At 52.5% G+C, this 21,991-nt stretch carries 22 protein-coding genes; 14 read left to right on the forward strand and 8 right to left on the reverse strand.

Annotated elements, in window-relative coordinates; genetic code table 11:
* The first annotated feature begins 93 nt into the window (after positions 1-93).
* The 4 genes from BM025_RS06805 to BM025_RS06820 all read left to right on the forward strand — a co-directional run bounded on the left by BM025_RS06805 (position 94) and on the right by BM025_RS06820 (position 3,004).
* On the forward strand, positions 94-714 hold the full coding sequence (locus BM025_RS06805) for a VOC family protein (protein WP_085849142.1): 621 nt from the start codon (positions 94-96) through the stop codon (positions 712-714).
* A complete protein-coding gene (locus BM025_RS06810) occupies positions 711-1,202 on the forward strand; it encodes a GNAT family N-acetyltransferase (RefSeq protein ID WP_085849141.1) in 492 nt (163 codons plus the stop codon). Before BM025_RS06805 ends, BM025_RS06810 begins: the two co-directional genes overlap by 4 nt.
* Positions 1,203-1,283: 81 nt before the next feature.
* Positions 1,284-1,967, forward strand: a complete 684-nt coding sequence (locus BM025_RS06815; RefSeq protein ID WP_085849140.1) for a molecular chaperone DjiA — start codon at positions 1,284-1,286, stop codon at positions 1,965-1,967.
* Complete coding sequence (locus BM025_RS06820) at positions 1,967-3,004, forward strand: endonuclease/exonuclease/phosphatase family protein (RefSeq protein ID WP_085849139.1); 1,038 nt, start codon at positions 1,967-1,969, stop codon at positions 3,002-3,004. The genes BM025_RS06815 and BM025_RS06820 overlap by 1 nt, the downstream gene beginning before the upstream one ends.
* Before the next feature lie 26 nt (positions 3,005-3,030).
* Here BM025_RS06820 and BM025_RS06825 read toward each other — a convergent pair whose 3' ends face one another.
* The 4 genes from BM025_RS06825 to BM025_RS06840 form a co-directional block, all read right to left on the reverse strand.
* A complete protein-coding gene (locus tag BM025_RS06825; RefSeq protein ID WP_085849138.1) occupies positions 3,031-4,593 on the reverse strand; it encodes a Ppx/GppA family phosphatase in 1,563 nt (520 codons plus the stop codon).
* Positions 4,594-4,706: 113 nt separating this feature from the next.
* Complete coding sequence (locus BM025_RS06830; RefSeq protein ID WP_085849218.1) at positions 4,707-6,884, reverse strand: RNA degradosome polyphosphate kinase; 2,178 nt, start codon at positions 6,882-6,884, stop codon at positions 4,707-4,709.
* 27 nt (positions 6,885-6,911) lie between these two features.
* Positions 6,912-7,616 (reverse strand): P-loop NTPase family protein, encoded by a 705-nt coding sequence (locus tag BM025_RS06835; RefSeq protein WP_085849137.1) that lies wholly within the window; start codon positions 7,614-7,616, stop codon positions 6,912-6,914.
* Positions 7,617-7,619: 3 nt separating this feature from the next.
* Positions 7,620-8,759 (reverse strand): AI-2E family transporter, encoded by a 1,140-nt coding sequence (locus BM025_RS06840; protein ID WP_085849217.1) that lies wholly within the window; start codon positions 8,757-8,759, stop codon positions 7,620-7,622.
* 285 nt (positions 8,760-9,044) lie between these two features.
* Here BM025_RS06840 and proS point away from each other — a divergent pair, with 285 nt between their 5' ends.
* The 4 genes from proS to BM025_RS06860 all read left to right on the forward strand — a co-directional run bounded on the left by proS (position 9,045) and on the right by BM025_RS06860 (position 13,185).
* Entirely contained in the window at positions 9,045-10,382 is a 1,338-nt protein-coding gene (gene proS, locus BM025_RS06845; protein WP_085849136.1) for a proline--tRNA ligase, read from the forward strand.
* 165 nt (positions 10,383-10,547) lie between these two features.
* Complete coding sequence (locus BM025_RS06850; RefSeq protein ID WP_085849135.1) at positions 10,548-11,048, forward strand: DUF2937 family protein; 501 nt, start codon at positions 10,548-10,550, stop codon at positions 11,046-11,048.
* A gap of 213 nt (positions 11,049-11,261) precedes the next feature.
* The gene (locus BM025_RS06855; RefSeq protein WP_244515545.1) at positions 11,262-12,509 is read left to right on the forward strand and encodes a lipoprotein-releasing ABC transporter permease subunit; all 1,248 of its coding nucleotides are present in this window, start codon (positions 11,262-11,264) and stop codon (positions 12,507-12,509) included.
* Positions 12,502-13,185, forward strand: a complete 684-nt coding sequence (locus BM025_RS06860) for an ABC transporter ATP-binding protein (protein ID WP_085849134.1) — start codon at positions 12,502-12,504, stop codon at positions 13,183-13,185. The genes BM025_RS06855 and BM025_RS06860 overlap by 8 nt, the downstream gene beginning before the upstream one ends.
* A 221-nt stretch (positions 13,186-13,406) precedes the next feature.
* Here BM025_RS06860 and BM025_RS06865 read toward each other — a convergent pair whose 3' ends face one another.
* The 3 genes from BM025_RS06865 to BM025_RS06875 all read right to left on the reverse strand — a co-directional run bounded on the left by BM025_RS06865 (position 13,407) and on the right by BM025_RS06875 (position 16,821).
* Positions 13,407-14,210 (reverse strand): TIR domain-containing protein, encoded by an 804-nt coding sequence (locus tag BM025_RS06865; protein WP_085849133.1) that lies wholly within the window; start codon positions 14,208-14,210, stop codon positions 13,407-13,409.
* 46 nt (positions 14,211-14,256) lie between these two features.
* Positions 14,257-16,212, reverse strand: a complete 1,956-nt coding sequence (parE, locus tag BM025_RS06870) for a DNA topoisomerase IV subunit B (RefSeq protein ID WP_085849132.1) — start codon at positions 16,210-16,212, stop codon at positions 14,257-14,259.
* A gap of 204 nt (positions 16,213-16,416) precedes the next feature.
* The gene (locus tag BM025_RS06875; RefSeq protein WP_085849215.1) at positions 16,417-16,821 is read right to left on the reverse strand and encodes a DUF983 domain-containing protein; all 405 of its coding nucleotides are present in this window, start codon (positions 16,819-16,821) and stop codon (positions 16,417-16,419) included.
* Positions 16,822-17,129: 308 nt separating this feature from the next.
* On the opposite strand from BM025_RS06875, the gene BM025_RS06880 reads away from it, so the two are divergent.
* From BM025_RS06880 to BM025_RS06895, 4 genes are all read left to right on the forward strand, one after another.
* Positions 17,130-17,672 carry an EF-hand domain-containing protein gene (locus tag BM025_RS06880; RefSeq protein ID WP_244515521.1) on the forward strand — a complete coding sequence of 181 codons (543 nt, stop codon included), beginning with the start codon at positions 17,130-17,132 and terminating at the stop codon, positions 17,670-17,672.
* A 157-nt stretch (positions 17,673-17,829) separates the two neighbouring features.
* The gene (locus BM025_RS06885) at positions 17,830-18,420 is read left to right on the forward strand and encodes an RNA polymerase sigma factor (RefSeq protein ID WP_085849131.1); all 591 of its coding nucleotides are present in this window, start codon (positions 17,830-17,832) and stop codon (positions 18,418-18,420) included.
* Positions 18,407-18,856: a hypothetical protein gene (locus BM025_RS06890; RefSeq protein ID WP_085849130.1), complete on the forward strand. Its 450-nt coding sequence runs from the start codon at positions 18,407-18,409 to the stop codon at positions 18,854-18,856. Before BM025_RS06885 ends, BM025_RS06890 begins: the two co-directional genes overlap by 14 nt.
* A 4-nt stretch (positions 18,857-18,860) precedes the next feature.
* A complete protein-coding gene (locus BM025_RS06895) occupies positions 18,861-19,418 on the forward strand; it encodes a periplasmic heavy metal sensor (protein WP_170842138.1) in 558 nt (185 codons plus the stop codon).
* A 38-nt stretch (positions 19,419-19,456) separates the two neighbouring features.
* Here the strand turns inward: BM025_RS06895 and BM025_RS06900 are convergent, their stop codons facing one another.
* Positions 19,457-20,833 carry a diguanylate cyclase gene (locus BM025_RS06900; protein ID WP_085849128.1) on the reverse strand — a complete coding sequence of 459 codons (1,377 nt, stop codon included), beginning with the start codon at positions 20,831-20,833 and terminating at the stop codon, positions 19,457-19,459.
* 122 nt (positions 20,834-20,955) lie between these two features.
* On the opposite strand from BM025_RS06900, the gene BM025_RS06905 reads away from it, so the two are divergent.
* Positions 20,956-21,234, forward strand: coding sequence for a DUF3572 domain-containing protein (locus BM025_RS06905; RefSeq protein ID WP_085849127.1), 279 nt, complete (start codon positions 20,956-20,958; stop codon positions 21,232-21,234).
* Positions 21,225-21,929, forward strand: coding sequence for an HAD family hydrolase (locus tag BM025_RS06910; protein ID WP_085849126.1), 705 nt, complete (start codon positions 21,225-21,227; stop codon positions 21,927-21,929). The genes BM025_RS06905 and BM025_RS06910 overlap by 10 nt, the downstream gene beginning before the upstream one ends.
* Positions 21,930-21,991 lie beyond the last annotated feature (62 nt).

The raw sequence follows: 21,991 nt of genomic DNA on the forward strand, positions 1-21,991 counted from the left end.
TGTGCTTTTCTTTCCATAATTAGATGTTCAACATATAGAGAAATGGGTTCGTTCCTGACTCTTTCAATATAAGACTACAACTTTTGGTGAACTATGCCCTATTTTCTCGATCATTTGGTGGTTTGTGCGTCGAACCTCGACCAGGGGCGGCTCTGGGTTGAGGGGCTCTTGGATGTGCCATTCGAAAAGCGCGGTGTGCATGACCTGATGGGCACGCACAATCATCTCGTGGCGTTGGACAAAGATGCCTATTTCGAAGTTATCGCAATCGACCCTGCTGCACCAAAGTTGCCACACGCGCGTTGGTTCGATTTGGACAATTTTGGTGGGCCACCCAAGCTGTCGAACTGGGTCGTGCGCTGCGATGATCTTGAGGAAGCATGGGAGCGCGCCCCTGCCACGGTTGGGCGGATTATGTCTTTTGAACGGGGTGAGTACGCATGGCGCATGCTGGTGCCTGAAGATGGCAAACCTTTGTTTGACGGTTGCTTTCCCACCTTGATCGAATGGCAATCCAAACACCCTGCACCGGCATTGACGCACCGTGATTTACGCTTGCGTCGCTTGAAATTAACGCATCCAAACGCAACAGAATTGCGCGCAGCCCTTGCACCTTTCGTGCAAGCTATGGAACATGTTTCTATCGGCGAAGGCGCACAGGCGTCTTTACAGGCGGAAATCGGATCGGCATCTGGGGAGATTTGGATCGCATGACACTTCGCACAGCAACACCAGCAGACGCGGCGGCCATTAAGGCCATTATGAAACCCGTAATCGACGGGTCTACGGCGTCATTTTCCTCAATAGAGCGCAGCGTTGAGCAATGGGCGGACTTGATCACAGCACGTCTAAATGAGGGGCGCGCATTTTATGTCGCCGAAGTGGACGGCGTTGTGGTTGGGTATGCCACCTACGAGCAATTTCGCTCGAACAACAACGGCTATCGCTACACGATGGAACACTCGGTGTACCTGAGCGATGCAGCCCAAGGGCGTGGCTTTGGGCGCATTTTGTTGATCACTATCGAAGAGCACGCCCGCGAGGCTGGCCATAAATCTATGATCGGTGTGATTGATGGGGATAACACGGCCTCGATCGCGTTTCATCAGGCACTTGGCTACAAGGAAGTCGGGCGCATTCCGCAGTCTGGCTATAAATTCGACCGCTGGCTGGACGCTTTGTTTATGCAAAAATTCTTATAAAAACGGGTGTGACTGACGATGGTGTCGCACATCATGTGTTTGTGACCTGACACTGACACATCCCTCGTTTAAGGTGTGATTATGTCAATTTGGTACCGCATATTAGACGCTCTCGCTGCGTTACGTTCTGGGGAAAGTCTGTCTTCGGTTTTTGATCTTTTGAGATCAGAACCTGAACGGCGTGTCGGCTTTGCAATCGCAGTCATTGGACTTGGGGCTAAAATGGCCAAAGCTGATGGACTGGTGACCCGCGACGAAGTCACCGCCTTTCGCGAAGTGTTTCATATTTCCCCCGAAGACGAAGTTGCAGCTGGTCGTGTTTTCAATATGGCCCGCCAAGATGTTGCAGGGTTTGAAGATTACGCAAAGCGCGTCAAAGCCATGTATGGCGACAATTGCGAGCCGCTATTGGATTTGTTGGATGGTCTGTTTCACATCGCATTGGCTGATGGGGAGTATCACCCAAACGAAGATGTGTTTTTACAGCGCGTCGCCGATATTTTCGAAATCAGTGACCGTAAATTTAGCACCATACGCGCACGGTTTGTGCCGGATGCGCAGCGTGATCCCTATGATATTTTGGGCGTTGAACCAGCAATGGATCTGGCTGATATCAAGTCTGCCTACCGCGCGCTTGTGCGAGAAACACACCCAGACAAAATGATCGCGCGGGGGGTGCCCAAAGAGGCGGTGCACATGGCCACCAAACGGCTGGCGGAAATCAACACCGCTTGGGATAACATCGCACTTGAGCGCGCCAGCTGATGCGCATTGCCACATATAATGTGGAATGGTTCGATGCGTTGTTTGACGAAAAAGGTCGCTTGCAGTTAGACGACGACTGGTCTGCGCGGCGTGATGTGACGCGCCGTGCGCAGATTGAAGCGTTGTCTTTTGTGTTCAACGCATTAGAGGCCGATGCCGTGATGGTGATTGAGGCGCCAGATACATCGCGCCGCCGTGATACCGTGACAGCGCTTGAACAGTTTGCGGATTTTGCCGGTATCCGTGCACGCGCGGTAGAGACTGGATTTATCAACGATACGCAGCAAGAGATTGCATTGCTGTATGATCCATTGGTTTTGCGTGCCAAACATGACCCAAAAGGCAGCGTCACTGTTGCGCTAGGTGGCGCGCCGCCAGCGTTTGATTCCGTGTACCATCTTGATCTTGATACAGACATGAGCGGCGATCCCGTCCGCTTTTCCAAACCCCCACTTGAGTTGCATATGGAACTGCGAGAAACAGGGTTTTCTTTTCGGATGATCGGCGTTCACATCAAATCGAAAGCGCCTTATGGGGCGCGCAATCGTGATCATGAAATTCGGATTGCCATCGAAAATCGCCGCAAGCAAGTGGCACAATGCATATGGTTGCGTCAGCGCATTGAACAGCATCTGATCGCAGGCGAGCCTGTGATCGTTTTGGGCGATTTCAATGATGGGCCGGGGCTGGATGAATATGAACGATTGTTTGGCCGTTCAGGTATTGAGATCGTGATAGGCGAGGGCACAGGCGGGACATCCGCTGATCAGCGCTTGTTTGACCCGCACGCACGTATGGCCATCGCCCCCCGTGCCAGCGCCACACCTACGTCATCGCGGTTCTATGTGCGCCATGAGAAACGCTATCTGTCGGCGCTTTTGGATTATGTGATGGTGTCACAAGATTTAGCCCCTAAGGGCAAATGGCGAATTTGGCACCCGTTTGAAGATGCAGAATGCTACGACACCGTCCCTTTGCGTGAAGCTTTACTACGCGCCTCGGATCATTTCCCTGTGACTGTAGATTTAGATTTATAGAGCGCAGCACAGGTGCTTGTTGGGGGCTACTTTTTGGCGTGTCTGACTTCAGTCTTTGCGCCAAGTGCGTTTGCAAGCGACATAAATCGTGCTTCGGTGACTTCGCCAAACAAATCTTCTGCTTCGGGTTTAAGCGTTAAGATGAGTTCTTTTTTCTTGGGGAAAAACCGCATTTCGGCCATCTCGTCGGGTGCATCTACGGCGATCATAGCCCCAAATCGCATGGCTTTCCCCAATACTTCGGCGTTTTGAATTTCTTGTTCTGATAGCATGTCAATCAGCGGTGCAAAGCTTGTGCCTTCGCGCGAGTTTTTGTAGCGGTGCAACAAGGCAAGTCCTAGAAAAACGCGTTCTTTGTGGGTCAAGCCGCCTAAATTGGCACGCGTCGCGTTGTCGAAACACACCTCTGCACGGTAATCAGGATGCGCGCGCCATGTCACATCATGCAGCAAGCAAGCGGCACGGATCAGGCGCATTTTCTCATACTCACGCGCCCTAAAGATAGGCTCGATAAATCGGTGCAGACGTTTGCCAACCCCTGGCAGACGCGCATCTTTATGCTCGGCAAAGCGGCAGGCTTCAATCAGTGGATCACGTTCCCGGATGGCTTGGGGCATTTGTTCATACAACATGCCTTCGCGGATGCCATAAGACGAGATGCAAATCTCTTTGGGCTTAAACGTGCGCACCATTTGGCGCAGCACTTCCGAGGCTATGGGCACCAAAGCCATCCGTGCAGACGAGGTGCCTGTTTTGCTGCGAATGTCTTCCAATGGATTGTCGTGGATATAGGCAATCGTTTTGCTGACATCGCGCACTGACATGCGATATTCGTGCAGCACATGTAGGGGATAGCCGCGACGCTCCATGTCGATCCGTGCAATCGCGCGCCATGACCCGCCGACTAGATAAATACGTTTGTGATCTGTGCCCATAGTTTCGGCCAGACCAGCCATTACTGGTTTAATGTGCTCTTTGATCCCCTTGCGCCCACCTTTGAGCCCTTGAAGTTTGAGCGGCCCAAGTGGCGATGTGAGGCGCTTACCCACGGTTCCGTTGCCTACGACTGCCAGTTCCATTGACGATCCGCCAATGTCGCAAATCATGCCTTTGGCATCGGGCCACCCCAGCAAAACGCCTTGGGCGGACAGGCGGGCTTCTTCTTCGCCGTCAATAACCCAAAGGCTCAGGCCGGTTTCCTGCAATATTTCCTCGCGAAATGCAGGACCGTCCTGTGCCTCTCGCATTGCTGCCGTTGCAACGGCTGTCAGGGGCGGAATACCCATCCCTTGTGCGAGCTTTTGAAATCGTTTGATGGCCGAAAGGGCGCGCTCTTTGCCTTTTGGGTTCAAGCACCCTGTTTCACGCAATCCTGCCCCGAGACCACACAGAATTTTTTCGTTGTAGAAATATGCAGGGCTGCGCGCGGCGCCATCGAACACAACCATACGCACCGAGTTTGAACCGACATCAACCACACCAACACGCGACAAGGCACGGGCATCTTTATCTAGAAAAAGCGGCCGCCCAAAAACCCCCCATTCGTTTTGAGTGGTTGTCTGGGTTTGCTCTGTATTGGATATAGGCAACGTGTTTTCCCTGTGGCTTTGGCGCGGATCACCAACTTTTTAGCTGTGCTGTCACTTGGTGCAAAGGTTTAAACTTGTTTGAGTGTTGCGCAACTGGTGACTGTGGATCAAGGTTAAATATCTTTATGGGTGAGCGCAGGAACATCTTTGACGCCAGCTGAGCCACGTCCAGACAAAGACGGGTGTTCCATAAAAAAACGATGGCAGGAAAAGGGCGTTTCGCCATCCGGTAAGCTGGGGCGTTCCCATGTGCCGTCGCCGGCCAAAATCCAACTTTGCGCCACATCAGCCATGTTGGCAGCCATGATTTGTTGCACGATTTGGGCCTTGACCGTGGGGTTCGTAATTTCAACCAACGTTTCAACACGACGATTGAGATTGCGCCCCATCCAGTCAGCAGATGACATATAAACCCGTGCTTTTTTAGAGGGCAAGCCTTTGCCATTGCCAAAACAGACGATGCGCGAATGCTCTAAAAAACGCCCGACAATTGATTTGACGCGGATGTTTTCAGACAGTCCTTTCACCCCAGGGCGCAATCCACAAATGCCACGGATCACGAGATTGATTTTCACTCCCGCCTGACTGGCGCTGTAAAGCGCGTCGATCACTTCGGGTTCCACCAATGAATTCATTTTGGCCCAAATCTCTGCGGGCTTGCCATCTGCGGCAAACGCGGCTTCGCGCTGGATGCCTTTTAGCAGGTCGGTTTTCAACGTATGGGGCGAAATAGAGAGGTTTTCGAGCCCCTCTGGCGGTGCATAGCCGCCAATATAATTGAATACTTTTGTGGCATCGCGTCCCAAAGCGTCATCGCAGGTGAAAAAGCTCAAGTCGGTATAGATGCGCGCTGTGATCGGGTGATAGTTGCCTGTGCCAAAGTGAGTATAGGTCACAAGCTTTTCACCCTCGCGGCGGACAACCGTCGATATTTTTGCATGGGTTTTGTAGTTGGTGAACCCATAGACCACATGCACACCAGAGCGTTCCAAACGGCGCGATTGGCGAATGTTTGCGGCCTCGTCAAAGCGGGCTTTCAATTCGACCAATGCGGTGACCATCTTGCCATTTTCAGCGGCCTCACACAGGGCCGATACAATAGGGCTGTCATGCGATGTGCGGTACAAAGTCTGTTTGATTGCCACAACATTGGGGTCATTCGCGGCCTGCGCTAAAAAGCGGATCACCAGATCGAATGTCTCATAAGGATGGTGCATCAGGATGTCTTTTTGCTTGATCGCAGCGAACATATCGCCTTCGTGATCTTGCACACGCTCGGGCACGCGCGGGGTATATTGCGGCCATTGCAGATCACGGCGACTGTCCAATACCAGCCCGCTGAGGTCCGCTAGGCCAAGCATTCCAGGCACTTCGATGACTTCATCTTCGCTAACGCCAAGCTGTTCTTTTATTACTGCACGCAAGGCACTTGGGGCATTTTGAGAAATTTTAAGTCGCACGACTTCGCCGCGCCTACGTCGTTTCAGGGCGGTTTCAAACTCACGTACAAGATCTTCGGCCTCTTCTTCGACCTCAAGATCACTGTCTCGCAGCACGCGAAAGGTGCAAGATCCTTCGGCAGTGTAGCCAGGGAACAGGTTGCGGATGTAGATCAGTAACAAGTCTTCGAGTGGCAAAAAGCGGTCCGGCGTCTCAGTTGTTTCTGGCAGACGCACAAATCGATCAATCAACGCGGGGATGGGCAGCAGGGCTTGAAGTGGGCGTTTGTCTTTGTCGCGCGTCATTTGCAGCGCCAGTACAAACCCCGTGTTCGGCACGAACGGAAAAGGGTGTGCAGGGTCGATAGCCAAAGGAGACAGCACAGGAAAAACTTGTGTTAAAAAGACATCCCGCAGGTGTGTCATGTCGTCAGCCGATAAGTCGTCGGGTGTCAAAATAGATATGCCTTGGCCACCCATTTCGTCCCGAATTTCTTCCCATGCTGTGAGTTGCGCTGACATTAAATCACGCGCATCCTTTGAAATCAAAAGCAGTTGTTCTGCTGGGGAACGTCCGTCTGAAGCGGGTGTGGTATTGCCGGCTTTCGCCAACTCACGCAGTCCCGCGACCCGCACCGTGTAAAATTCATCCAAATTGGCCGCAGAAATAGACACAAACCGCAAGCGTTCTAAAAGTGGCACACGTGGGTTTTGCGCTTCTCCCAAAACGCGCCAATTGAACCCAAGCCAGCTGAGTTCCCGATTGAAAAACCGTTTCGGGCTATCAAGGCATTCCGCAGGCAGTTCGATGGGAGCGGGAAAGGGGGCTGTTAGGAAGTCTGTCGATGTCATGACGCGGGGCATACCAGTATGAGGGAACTAGATTTTATCCTGCGCGCTCAACGGCATATTGTCCAGAACTTGCGCGGCAAAGCTGCGTGAAATCGGCTTGCCTTCGCGCAGGGCGGCGGCATCTAGTATCTCAACAATGCTGCGGACATTGTCTGTTGAACGCTCCATGCGTTTGACCAAATATGGAATGAGCGGATAAGAAATCGCCAATTGCCTGTCGTCAAATTGTTTGAGCAACATAGCAGATAAAAGCGCATCATCTGGCGGATCGATTTTTGCGACAGACGTGCCTTGCATGCGCGAAGCAAGATCAGGCAGGCTCAGCGTCCATTGATTGGGGGGCGTGCTGGCGGTGACCAATAGATGCCCACCTTCGGCCAATGTCAGGTTGTGCAGGTGAAACAGCGCAGCTTCGGTCGCTGTTGGGTCATTGAGCGTGGCTATACAATCGGCATCTTCGACAACAACGTGTTTGAGGCTGGCTAGCATGGGAATATCGGCGTCAGCCAGTTCATCAACTCCGATAATCACGGCATTGCAGTCCACGGCCCAAACATGCGCCATGTGGGTTTTCCCCGATCCGCGTGGTCCGGTGAGCACCAATTTATTGTTGGGCCACATGTCTGCTCTGTCCAATGTCGCCAAAGCAATGGCGTTAGAGGGCGAGACAAAAAAGGCTTCCCGCTGCAGGGCTTCACGGACGGGAAGATCGAAAGTCAGTTGCTCAGTCATGCTTTAGGGGTGCCCGCTCACGTCAGATTGCGTGGCGTCTTGGTCGTCTGCATTGATCCCAGTGTAAAGCCTGCTGTCTTGATATTGTTCGATTGCAAATCGAGTGACAACACCAATTGCCGCGGCTACAGGAACGGCGATAAGCATGCCGACAAAGCCGAATAATGTGCCAAAGGCAGTCAAAGAAAAGATGAGCCAAACGGGATGAAGCCCGATAGACGATCCGACCAGTTTTGGGGTCAGAATATTGCCTTCGAAAAATTGCCCGAGCGCAAAAATACCGACCACCAATCCGATGCGCACCCAATCTGTGGCCTCGGTGACAGTTTGCCCGTCGATGACTTCTGTACCGCCCCAAAACTGAAACAACGCGAGCCCGATGGACAAAACGCCGCCAACAAGCGCGCCAACATAGGGGATAAAGGTCAGAGCGCCTGCGATGGCACCCGTGACCAAACCAAATTTTAGCCCCGCCAACATCAATGCTGCGGCGTAGAACACGCCTAAAATCAAGCACACAGTGCCTTGACCGCGAATGAACGACGCGAGCGTTTGGTCGATTTCCCGCGCAAGACGGCGCAAAACGGGAGCATGGTCACGCGGCAAAAGTTCGTCAACTTCTGCGACCATATGATCCCAATCTAGCAACAGATAAAATGTGATCACGGGGACCAAAAACAGCACCATCATCACGTTAAAAATACTCATAACCGATGCGATAGCGGTCGATAACAGTTCACCGCCACGCGACTGAATTGTTTCGCCGATTTGCAGCAATGATTGATGCAGCTGGCTTTTATCGTCTAAAATCTCAGGAAATCTTGCGGTCAGGAGTTTTTGGAAATCCTCAATGAACTGTGGTACTGAGGCAACCAAATCTGTGGCTTGCCTGCTCAGCGTTGGCACAACCAGCAGGGCGATCAAGATGAATACAAACGCGGCTGAGGCAGTGATTACAACGGTGGCCAAGACGCGCGAAAGCCCAAAGGACTCTAACCTATCGGCCACAGGGTCAAGCATGTAAGCAACTGCCATCGCCAAGATAAAAGGCAGCATTACGTCACCCAGAACCCAAATAACGCCAAGAACGCCGACGCTTGCAAGACTCCAGTATTTAACTTGATCTCGTACGGGTAAGGCCAACATACATCTCCATGTTTTCCTACATATCACCCCGTATTCGGTCATATTCAAGCCCTGTAGCTTGGCATCGTCATTTATTGTCGGCCATTTATGTGAGAAACAGCGCATTTTGACAGGAATACGCCGCATCATCGCAGTCAGGAGGCACGATTGCGTGTGATAGTGACTTTACCCTCATAGACTTAAAGAGCGTTTAAGTTGGCTTGCAATGAAAGGCGACGACTTGTCTGCGCGAAGAGGATCGCATAGACCGTATGAAATTCACTCAATTCTAGAGGCAGTTCCATGCGCCTAAGCCGTTATTTTTTGCCCGTTCTTAAAGAAACACCTGCGGATGCGCAGATCGCTTCGCACCGCTTGATGTTGCGTGCGGGGATGATCCGTCAACAATCTGCGGGTATCTATTCGTGGCTGCCTTTGGGCTATAAAGTTCTTAAAAATGTCGAAAATATCGTACATGAAGAACAGCAACGCGTTGGGCATATCCCGCTTTTGATGCCGACTTTGCAATCTGCAGATCTGTGGCGCGAAAGTGGACGTTATGATGCGTATGGCGATGAAATGCTGCGTATCTCTGATCGCCATGGCCGTGACATGTTGTACGGTCCGACCAATGAAGAAATGATCACTGATATTTTCCGCGCGCATGTTGGATCGTACAAAGATTTGCCGCTGACACTTTACCACATTCAATGGAAATTCCGCGACGAAGTGCGTCCTCGTTTTGGCGTGATGCGTGGCCGTGAATTCTTAATGAAAGATGGCTACAATTTTGATTTAACTAAAGAAGATGCGATGCACTCTTACAATCGCCATCTTGTGTCTTACCTGCGCACATACGAGCGTATGGGGTTGCAGGCCATTCCCATGCGCGCAGATTCCGGTCCGATTGGCGGGGATGACACACATGAATTCTTGGTGCTGGCTGATACTGGCGAATCCGAGGTTTTCTACGACAAAAACGTCACCGACATTAAACTCGGCAATCGCGATATAGACCCGTACAACGTTGATGATTGTCGTGGTGTGATGGAAGAATTCACATCGCTTTATGCCCGTACCGATGAGACACATGACGCGGCTGAATTTGCGAAGGTGCCTCAAGAACGCCAAATGACAGCGCGCGGTATCGAAGTCGGTCAGATTTTCTACTTTGGTACTAAGTACTCTGAAAGCATGGGCGCAGAAGTTGTCGGCCAAGATGGTAAAAAGACCCCCGTTCACATGGGGTCACACGGCATTGGCGTGTCGCGTTTGCTTGGTGCGCTTATTGAAGCAAACCATGACGAGAATGGCATCATTTGGCCCGAAGGCGTTACGCCGTTCCATGTTGGCATCGTCAACTTGAAACAAGGCGATGACGAAGCGGATGGGGCCTGTGAGGCACTGTATAAATCGTTTCAAGCACTGGGTCTTGATCCTTTGTATGATGACCGCAAAGAGCGCGCTGGTGGTAAATTTGCGACGATGGATCTGATCGGTTTGCCTTGGCGCATCACTGTTGGGCCTCGTGGACTGAAAAACGGTGTTGTAGAAGTCACGTCACGCCGTACAGGTGAATCTGAGGAAATGACACCAGAGATGGCCATTCAGAAAATAGTGAAAATCTACACCAACCTTTAAGAGTTTATCCTTTAGTCTTATGAAAACGCCCTGCAGTTTTGTGGGGCGTTTTGTCTTTATTTTACGCTGAAATCTGCTGCTTTAATGTGCCAAGCTCTCAGTATTTGCATTTGAGGCACGAATCCCGTTAGCGTGATTAAAAATATATAAGCTCAGAGGCAGAGCATGATCATCAAAACACTCACGCTTGTCGGCGGTATGTTCGGCGCAGCGATTGTATCTCAGTTTCCTGAATTCACTCAACAATACATGCAGCGTCTGGGCGGGCAGGTCGATGCGCTGTCTGTGGTGATTGGCGATTTTGATAACTCCGCGAACAAGGCCGATATGACCCGAGTTGAGGCTTTGGCCTCAATGGGCGGTTCGGTGTTTATGGACAATCGGCGGCGCGATATGCGTGCTACTATTGCTCGTCACGCGCGTTTGTCTGGTGATTTGCAGCGCCTGTCTGATGCCTCACCATTGGAACGCATTTCCATGCCGCATCGTTTGCGAGATGTGAATTTGGTTTCTGCCACATATACCGATTTTCAACCTGCTTTGCCCTTAACGGTTGAGGGTGGAATTTCTGCGGCAGGTGGTTTTTTGATCGGCTGGGGCGGAATCGCTGCAGTTTTGCATTTCATGCTTTGGCCGTTTCGGCGTCGTCGGCCCAAATTCAACTGAGAAACGCTCAATCTCAACAAGCACTTCATTCAGCGGGTATTCTCCGTTTAAGGCAGGCTGCATCTGGGCGTGTCTCTGCCGAGCAATCCGCTGGATATCTTGACCTTTTGTGCTGCAACCAACATGGTCTGCCAGATAGAAATTGGCCTCAGAGGATGCCCCGTGGATCAAAGTAAGAGTGTTTCAACTGCACCATTTTCGCGGTTCGAATGGATGATCGCTTGGCGATATCTACGCGCGAGGCGCGAAGAGGGCGGAGTATCCACGATGACGTGGATTTCGCTGATCGGTATCACACTTGCTGTGGCGGCTCTCATCATCACACTCGCTGTGCGCGCCGGATTTCGCAATGAATTCGTCGACACGATCCTAGGCTCCAACGCTCATGTCACCGTCTATTCTTCTATCTATGTTGAGGATGGCGATACATCACGCGAAATCAAAGACTTCGACGTGTGGGCCGATGCATTGCGTGCGGTGCCTGGTGTGACACGCGCTGCACCTTTGGTGCGCGGACAAGTCATGGGGTCTTTTCGCGGTTCGAACGCGGCCGTCGATGTCTACGGCATTTCCTATGATGACCTGTTAACCATCCCGCGTGTGGGCCAAAACCCTGATGAAGCTTGGGGCGATATTTCGCGGTTTTCTGATGGCATTGCGATCGGATCAGGCGTCGCGCGCGAATTGGGTGTGGCTGTCGGTGACAAGATTAAATTGATCTCTCCTGAAGGAGCCAAAACCGCTTTTGGAACCTCGCCGCGGGTGTCTTCTTATGAGGTTGTCTATGTTTTCACTGCTGGACGGTATGACATTGATAAAACAAGAGCTTACCTAACTTTCTCTGAGGCGCAAAAGTACTTTAACAGGCAGGGCGCTGCCGATGAAATCGAAGTCATGATCGAACATCCTGAAAAAGTCGATGATATAGCTATGCATCTGCTCACGGCCGTGGGGGACCGTGGCATGGTGTGGACTTGGCGGGATGCTTCGGGATCTTTTTTGCGTGCTTTGGATATTGAGGACAACGTGATGTTCGTCATTTTGGCCATTTTGGTCACCGTGGCTACGCTGAATATCATCTCTGGTCTTATCATGTTGGTCAAAAACAAAGGCCGCGATATTGGCATTTTACGCACCATCGGACTGACCCAAGGCTCTGTTATGAGGGTGTTTTTTATCTGCGGCGCTTTCACTGGCATTGTCGGCACGGTGTTTGGCGTGGCGCTTGGCGCGCTGTTTGCGATGTACATCGACAACATCATGTCGTTCGTTAACTATTTGAACGGCGGTGGCGCGTGGGACCCGTCTATTCGCGGCATTTATGCCCTGCCAGCCGAATTGCGGTTGGTTGATGTGCTAAAAGCCGTATCTTTGTCGCTTGGCCTGTCGTTTATCGTGACCATTTTCCCTGCCCGCAAAGCGGCGCGGATGAACCCTGTGGAGGCACTGCGCTATGAGTAATATGCTGGAATTACAGGGCGTTACAAAACACTACAACGCGGGCAAACCGAATGAAGTTCAGGTGCTCAACGGCGTTGATTTAACGGTCAAAAAGGGCGAAGTCGTCGCGCTTGTTGCGCCTTCTGGCGCGGGGAAATCGACGCTTTTGCACATCGCTGGCATGTTGGACACTGCGCGCTCTGGCCGCGTTGTGATCGACGGGACGGATGTGACGGGATTGGACGACACTGCGCGCACCGCGATGCGCCGTGGGCAGGTGGGATTTATCTATCAATTCCACCACTTGCTGCCTGAGTTTTCTGCGTTGGAAAACATCGTTTTGCCGCAACTGGCCAACGGGGTGTCGCAACGCGATGCCGAAGCTAGAGCGTTGAAACTATTGACATCTGTCGGGGTTGAAGCCCGCGCGGACCACCGACCGGCGGCGATGTCGGGGGGGGAACAACAACGGGTGGCGTTTTGCCGTGCGTTGGCCAATCGCCCCGCGTTATTGTTGGCGGATGAGCCGACGGGGAACCTTGATCCTGCAACGTCTGACCGTGTGTTTGAAGCGCTGATGAAGGTGGCACGCGACGAGGGTCTGGCCGCTTTGATCGCCACGCATAATATGGAGTTGGCGGGCAAAATGGACCGCGTTTTGCGGCTGGACAATGGCGTTTTGGTGCCCGCGACATAAGCTGTCAGAATACCGTCTGCACCACGTCGGCTTTTGGTATGGCAAGCGTATGGCATTTGTCGGACACAAGATGTTGGGGTGAAAAAAGGTTGCGGCAGAGGGCGTTGCGTGTTTGCAGAGCCTAATGACAAACAGGCCAAAGCCTGTTTGTCGCGCCTGACCCTCCCCACGGGAGGGCGCCTATGTCGCCCCCCTAGGGTCAGGCGCTTGGGGTGCGGTACTTAGAACGGAATGAAGCTATCATTGCGTTGTTCCATTTTATCGATTCTAGACAGCATGTCTCTTGGTGCATCACTGTGATGTGCTAGGTATTTTGTTAAAGCGAGAATTTTACCAAATTTGCTCTGCAATTTATCATCTGCAATTTCCACATTTCTTTCTATTGCGACATCAAGCTCATCTAGCAAGTCTCTAACGAATCCTGCTGGAACATTTGTCTTACTATCGATATCTCTACCGCTTCGGGCATTGCTGCGTGATAGCGATAAAATCTCTTCAAGAATATCTCTGTCAGGGCGAATTTCGCCACTGGATTTGCGTTCTTTCGAGAGAATGGACGTGATTTTGCTGTCTAGCTGTGGCCACCACATTTCAAAAACTCTGTTAAGTGTTTCTGGACTTAGTTTGTTGTCGCCGCCGGTATCATTAATTGAGACCATCAGCTTCTTAAAGTCGGTCTTTTTGAATGCCGTTGCTTGTAGAGACGATAGCGGCCCTGACAAATCGGTGTCTTCCATTCCGAAAAGTACAGGACACACTTTTGATTTATCCAAATCTTTGGACAAGGCACCTGCTTCGAATAGAATCCAAGGCTTTTCATAGTTGTCCTTAGTCAAACAAATTATTCCAGTATTTGCGTCAGATAGCTTACTGGAAATCTCAGTTGCCCACTTAGCCCCTTTCTCAATATCGTTCGGTGTAAAATAGGGTTTAGCAAATTGCAGAACTGACGGAATCCATTCACGGATTTCCTCTGCAATCTCTCTGCTGGTTTCGCCGCTCCAGCTGATAAAAACAGTCGTCATAAATTTTTCCTTTAAAATAGTTCACGCAAGCCTGCTTGCATGAAAATCAAACGTCGAGCTCCTCGACATACTGCGCGTGCTCTTGAATATATTGGAACCGCAGTTCTGGTTTTTTGCCCATGAGACGCTCGACCAGATCACCGGTTTCGCCGGGGACATTTTCGTCGATGGTCACGCGGATCAATTTCCGCGTTTTGGGGTCCATGGTGGTTTCTTTCAAATCCTTGGCATCCATTTCGCCAAGCCCTTTGAACCGCTGCACGTCAATTTTGCCTTTGCCGCCAAGGCCTTTGTCCATCCAGATGTCTTTTTCCGCATCATCCGTCACATACAAACGTTTGGCCCCTTGGGTCAGGCGGTAGAGCGGCGGGCAGGCCAGATAGAGGTGACCTTGGTCAATCAAGGGCCGCATTTGGGTAAAGAAGAATGTCATCAGCAAAGCGGCGATGTGTGCGCCATCGACATCCGCATCGGTCATGATGATGATTTTATCGTAGCGCAGGTCTTCGACGTTGAATCGCGTGCCCATTTGAACGCCCAAGGCTTCGCAAATATCGTTGATTTCTTGGTTTGTGTTCAGCTTGTTCGAGGCAGCGCCCAGCACGTTTAGGATTTTACCTTTGAGGGGCAAAAGCGCTTGGGTTTCACGTTTGCGCGCGCCTTTGGCCGAGCCGCCAGCGGAATCGCCCTCGACGATAAACAGTTCGGTGTTTTCGCGATTTTTGGCGGTGCAATCGGTCAGCTTGCCCGGAAGGCGCAGTTTTTTGGTGGCTGTTTTGCGCTGGGTTTCTTTTTCTTGGCGGCGGCGCAGACGTTCTTCTGAGCGCAGCACAAGGAAATCAAGGATAGCGCCAGCGGATTTGGTATCAGCGGCCAGCCAGTTGTCAAAGTGATCGCGCACAGCGTTTTCCACCAGACGCGCGGCGTCAGCGGTGGCAAGGCGGTCTTTGGTTTGGCCGACAAATTCGGGTTCGCGGATGAAACAGGACACCAAAGCACAGCCGCCCGTGATCAGATCGTCACGGGTGATGTCTTTGGATTTTTTATTGCCCACAAGGTCGCCATAGGCACGGATACCTTTGAGAATGGCGGACCAAAAGCCGCCCTCATGAGTGCCGCCTTCGGGGGTTGGCACGGTGTTACAGTAGGATTGGATGAAGCCATCGCGTGAGGGGGTCCAATTGACGGCCCATTCGACTTTGCCCGGAACGCCAAAGCGCGGTTGGAATTCGACGGTGCCCGCGAAAGGCGCTTCGGCGTAGGTCATGGATTTGCCGAGGGTTTCTTTGAGGTAGTCCGCGAGGCCACCGGGGAAGTGAAAGGTGGCTTGGACGGGTGTTTCGCCGTCATCGATTTCGGATTTCCAGCGGATTTCGACGCCTGAAAAGAGGAAGGCTTTTGAGCGGGCAAGAGTGAACAGGCGTTTGGGTTTAAAGCGGTGTTTGCCAAAGATTTGTTCGTCCGCGTGGAATGTGACGAATGTGCCGCGTTTGTTGGGGGCGGAGCCGATCTTTTCAACGGGGCCAAGAGGGATGCCGCGCGAGAATCGTTGTTCGTAAAGTTCTTTGTTTTTAGCGACTTGTACGATCAGACTGTCAGACAGAGCGTTCACAACCGAAGAGCCAACCCCGTGCAGACCGCCAGAGGTGGCATAGGCATCGCCCGAAAATTTGCCGCCAGCGTGCAGCGTACACAAGATGACTTCCAGAGCGGATTTGCCCGGAAACTTGGGGTGCGGATCGATAGGAATGCCACGCCCGTTGTCGGTGATGGTGACGGAATGATCAGCGTGTAATGTCATCTCGATGCGATTGGCGTGACCCGCGACGGCTTCGTCCATCGAGTTGTCCAAAATCTCGGCCACAAGGTGGTGTAAGGCGCGTTCATCCGTACCGCCGATATACATACCGGGGCGTTTGCGCACAGGCTCAAGGCCCTCAAGCACTTCAATGGAGGAGGCGTCGTAAGTGGGGGAAGACCCTGTGAGAAGATCGTCTGACATTGGCTTTTCGCTCGATTCTTATCTGTGCTCGCTTTGGGATAGGAGTAGACCATTCAAGCGCACAAACCGCAAGATGCTGCGGGTGACACATGAAAGACCGTGCATAAATACGCACAAACAAAAGGGTCACATCACGTGCGACCCTTTGCTGTCCTGAGTTGGCTTTATGACGTGCGGCGCTTGAAACAGCGCTACGCCTAGCTGCTAAAGTTTGGGTTTGGCACTTTGAGACGCGCCAAACCCGCCCATGCGCTTGGCCCATTGAAAGGCCACGATCATGCCTTTGAAACGCGGCAAAAGATACAAAGACAGCGCCACTGTGCCTGTGGCAAAGATCGCAAGCATCACCAATGGATCAGGTCGATATTCCATATAGACCCAGCCCATCAATGGGGCCATCAAGTGACCCACAATCAAAATGGTCAAATAGGGGGGGCCGTCATCCGCGCGGTGATGATGAAACGCTTCGCCGCACACAGGGCATTCATTGCGCACTTTCAAATAGCCCTTAAGCATCGGACCATTGCCACAAGACGGGCAGCGCCTTTTCCACCCGCGCAACAACGCTGGTTTCATCTCGCGCTCTGCCGGCTGATTTGCGGGGGACATCGCCACCGCAGGCATATCTGTCACGTCATCAAGAGCAGTATCTGTCATGCGTCTCGCCTTTTAAGTCTGTGTACGCTGTGCACGTGGCATCATTATAAGAACCACAGTGTTACGAAATAGAGGATGCATTGTCCTTGCGTCCGGATGTCGCGCAAGTTTTGCCTTTATACAGTCTGCATATTTTCACCCGTTTGATTTTTTTTGTGCCTGCGCGACGGAATACGGCGTGGGGCCCGTTTTACTATCATAAGCGCGCTGCACCAACGACATTCGCACCGCGCATGAGACCAAACAAAGGACTTAATACTATGAAACGGACTTCTGTAATCTCTGCTGTCGCTCTGATCGCTGTTCTTGGTTCAACTGTTGCGGGCTTTGCTCATGACAGCAAGGGCGAAGGCAAAGGCATGGGTAAATCCGGCCAACATGAGCGCATGGGTGGCGATATGGGCCGCGATGAAGCGCGCCCTGATTTCGCGACGCTTGATACGGACGGCGACGGCAAAGTGACCCAAGCTGAAATGGATGCTTTTAAAGCTGCACGTTTTGCCGAGCTTGATGCAGACGGCAGTGGCACAGTGTCTGCCGCAGAAATGGCAGCTCACCACGCCGCGAAACAACAAGAACGCATGACCAAAGGCACCGAACGTATGATTGCCAAAATGGATGCGGATGGCGATGGCGAATTGTCACTTGACGAAATGAGCGGCGAAATGCGCAAAACACCTTTTGAGCGCATGGATACTGATGGCGATGGTGCATTGTCTGAAGACGAAATGAACGCTGCTGGCCCACGTGGTCATGGCAAAGGTGAGCACGGCAAAGGTGGTCGCGACAAACACGACAAATAAGTCGGTTTGTGACCACATAATATCAAAGGCTGGGGCGTTTTGCGCGCCCCGCCACATTTAAAATACAGGCGCGCTGCGCGCAAAGGCCCTAAAATATGCACAAACAGGACTTGAGAGCATGGACGCCGACACCAACGCAAGTTACGTCTAACGGGTGATGAATATGCCTTTAGATGTACAAGATGATGCCTCAGACGACGCGTTGCTGATTGCTTATGGCAATGGTGATCGTACCGCTGCGCGCGTTTTGATGCAGCGCCATGCCCCACGGGTGATTGGCTATGCCGCAAGGTTGCTTAAAGATCGCGCCGAGGCCGAAGATGTCGCCCAAGATGCGATGATGCGTTTGTGGAAAATCGCCCCTGAGTGGCGCACAGGCGAGGCAAAAGTCACAACTTGGCTTTACCGTGTTGTGACCAATTTGTGCACGGATCGTTTGCGTAAAAAACGCGGGGCGGCTTTGGATGACATCGCAGAGCCTGAGGACGGCAAGCCCTCGCAAGAGGCTGTTTTGATGCACAAACAAAGGGTGGATGCGCTGGACCGCGCGCTGAACACCTTGCCCGAGCGGCAAAAAGAAGCGGTCATTCTGCGTCATATTGAAGGGTTTTCAAACCCTGAGATTGCACAGGTTTTAGATATAGGCGTCGAGGCGGTCGAAAGTTTGACTGCACGGGGCAAACGGGCGCTGGCCAAAGCATTGGCTGATCAGCGCGAAATTTTGGGGTTTGAAGATGACACAGCGTGATAATTTTATCAAAGATGCTGACCTAGACGCTCTGTTCGCACAGGCGCGAGATGTGGTGCAGGCTGACACTGTGCCGCTTTCAGACGCCTTTATGGCGCGGGTTTTGGCCGATGCAGATGCACAACAAGACGCGATGGGCGCAGGATTGCCGGCGTGGGCACAGTCTGCCCCACCCGAGGTCGCACCACAGCGCGGATCGTGGATCACGTCTGTGTTGGATTTGGTCGGCGGTTGGCGCGGTGGCGCGGGGCTGGCGACGGCCACGGTCATGGGATTGGCCGTTGGTCTGGGCGCACCCACGACGGTGACGCAGCTTGCGTCGGGGTCATGGTCGAGTGCCGAAGTCAGCGATACGACACAAACAACCACACAATCAGCCAGCTACGCTCTGGATGACTTGGTTCCAAGTTTTTACGACCTTGCGGCGGAAGGGTAAGATTATGAGCGATATAAAAACGCAAACACCACAGTCCAAGCCCGACCCAAAATCATCGTCAAAATCGCGGCGCATGCGTTGGATTTTGATCGCGTCTTTGGGGGTGAACTTGGCCATCGTCGGGTTGGTCGCGGGCGCTACGTTGCGTGGCGGTTATCATGACAGCGATGTGCGGGCGCGGGCGATGCAGTCGCGTGATTTTGGTTTTGGCCCTTATGTGGCTGCCTTGGAAGCGCCTGAACGTCGTATGATTGGGCGTGCTTTCATTGGCAAAGCGGGGCGTCCTGATAAGGCGCACAATGCCGCGCAGGCCAAATTCGAGGCCATTCTTGACACGATAAAGGCGGATCCTTTTGATGTTCAGACGCTGAAATCGCAGATGTTGATGCAGCTCGATGATTTGGCCGAACTGCAAAAAATTGGGGCTGACGTGATTACAGATCATATCGCCGCGATGACACCAGAGGCGCGCGCTGCCTATGCGGTGCGTTTGGATCAGGCGTTGCAGCGTCCGCCACGGCGCGACAAGTCGCGTGACGATGGACGCCCGCCGAAGCCTTAGTCCGTTTTGGTAAGCATTACTTATAGAAAACGTGGCGTTTAGGCCGCGTGAGAGCCGAGGGTCACTTGATTGCGTCCTTCGGCTTTCGCATCATAAAGGGCGCGGTCTGAAATTTGTAAAAGCATCTCGATCGTTTCACCGGTTTGCCCGCCCATGGACAGGCCGATCGACGCGGAAATGGACACAGATGTGCCATCTGAAGCAACGGCCACTGGCGTGTTGAAAATCACCGACCGCAGGCGTTCGGCGGCTGTGCGTGCCTCAACCAAAGTGGTCATCGGCATACAGATCAAAAACTCTTCGCCACCAAAACGCGCGACAAGATCAATGCCACGCAAATTATCCCGCATGCGCTTTGCCACTTCGGTGAGCACTTGGTCGCCCACAGCGTGGCCGTAGGTGTCATTGACCAGTTTGAAGCGATCTAAGTCGATCAACATCAGTGCGAAATTCTGCTCCAGTAGAATGGATTTTTGCGACACTTGCGCAATATATGGCAAGGCGTAGCGGCGATTATAGAGCCCTGTTAAAGGGTCAATCATCGCCAAACGAAGCCCTTCATCGACGGAATTTCGCAGTACATCGGCTTCTTTTTTGCGGCGCATTTGTGATCGCAGGCGCAAAGCCAATTCTTCGGGATCCGCGCCGCGTGTGATGATGTCGTTGGCCCCCAGATCAAGCGCCATCACCGCTTCTTTACGGTCTTGCGGACCATGAACAACCACAATGCCAGCAGAGCGCGTGTGCGGCCGCGCCCGAATGTCTGAAAGCAAACGCAGCCCATTGGTCTTGCCCAAAATGTCACTGGAAATCACATACAGATCGGCCACGTTATTTTTGGCAATCGCTTCAAGCACTTTATCGGCTTGAATGATTTCTATTTCGTCCATCACCAAACCCCGCAGACCTGCGCGCCATGTCATAGCATCTTCGGCGCTGCGCCCGATCAGAACGATCTTGCCCAAGGCAGCAAAGCTCGACGGTGCTTCTGCAAAGCCCAAAGACCGCGCGGTTTCATCGCGTCGGCGCAGTTCGTCCGTTGTGGCACGTGCCCGCATCAAGGCGCGCACACGAGCCGTTAGTGCCAATTCGTCAATCGGCTTGGCCAAAAATTCATCAGCCCCCGCTTTGAGTGCCGCTATTTTGGCCTCGGTGTCGCCGGGGGGCGTGGCGATGAGCACAGGGATATGACGCGTGGCAGGGTCCGCTTTGAGGTGCGCACAAGCGTCATGCGCGGTCATGTCGCCAAGATCCGTATCAAGGATAATGATTTCGGGATCACTGTCGCGGGCGCGGTCCAATGCGTCTTTGCCACAGGTGGCTTGGATCACATCATAATAGGCAGATGAAAGTTTCACTTTCAAAATAATTCGGTTTGTCGGGACATTGTCCACGATGAGGATCCGTCCTGCCATTGTGCCCTCGAATTTCTATGGTATGCGGTATGCATTGCGACTGAATGTTCGTTAAAAACTTGGTCCTAAAATGGGCTTTATTGGTTAATAAAGGGTTTCGACCCAAGGGGAGTTGTCCACAGATGCAGCAAGAAACCGCCGAAACACTCGCGCTTAAAGTGCTGGTTTGGCTTGTGGGAAACGAAGAGCTTTTGCCTGTTTTTCTTGGCTCCACTGGTCTTGGAGAACAAGATTTGCGTGCCCGAGCTGGCGAACCTGAGTTGCTGACAGCTGTTTTAGATTTCGTAACCATGAATGATGAGTGGGTTAACGATTGCGCGACCACACTTGGGCTGGACCCATATGATCTGTCGCGCGCGCGCCAAGCGATGCCAGGTGGGGAGCAAGTACATTGGACTTAAGTTTGATACAGGCGGTTTTGTTCGACAAAGATGGAACGCTTTTTGATTTTCAAAAGACATGGGGCCCATGGGCTGTGACGGCGATTGAACGCCTCGCTCAGGGCGACGCGGCACTGACGGCCGAGGCGGGGCGCGTGCTTGGCATCGATATGGTGCAACAGATATTTAAGACGGAAAGCTTGGCTGTTGCGGGCACGCCGCATGATATGGCCGAAGCGCTGGTACCAATTTTGCGGCACATGAGTGTCCAAGACATTGTTGACGGGTTGATGCCAAACAAGGGCAGCGTGCCTTTGGCTCATATCGGTGATTTGCAACAAACCTTAACCACGATTGCAGGGCCGGGGCGCAAACTGGGCCTTGTGACCAATGATTTTGAAGCGGTTGCTATCGAGCATTTGGACCAAGCCAGTGTGCGCGCTGCATTTGATGTGGTGATTGGCTATGACAGCGGCTTTGGTGGCAAACCTGCGCCGGATGGTTGTGTGGCGGCTGCATTGGCGCTTGGGGTGGCACCGGAACATACGCTTATGGTGGGCGACAGTTTGCATGATCTGACGGCGGGGCGTGAGGCAGGCATGCAGGTGGTTGGCGTGTTGACTGGCACGGCTGATCGGGCGGATTTGACGCCTTTCGCGGATTGGGTTGTGCAAGACATCACAGAACTTGCTGGGTTGTTTGCCAAGCTATCCTGACCACCGAAATTGCTCTGTGAGTTTAGGGTAATGTCAGTGTTGAAGTTCGACGTAAATCGAGC

It is taken from the genome of Pacificibacter marinus, assembly GCF_900109555.1.
In the GTDB taxonomy this organism is placed as follows: domain Bacteria; phylum Pseudomonadota; class Alphaproteobacteria; order Rhodobacterales; family Rhodobacteraceae; genus Celeribacter; species Celeribacter marinus_C.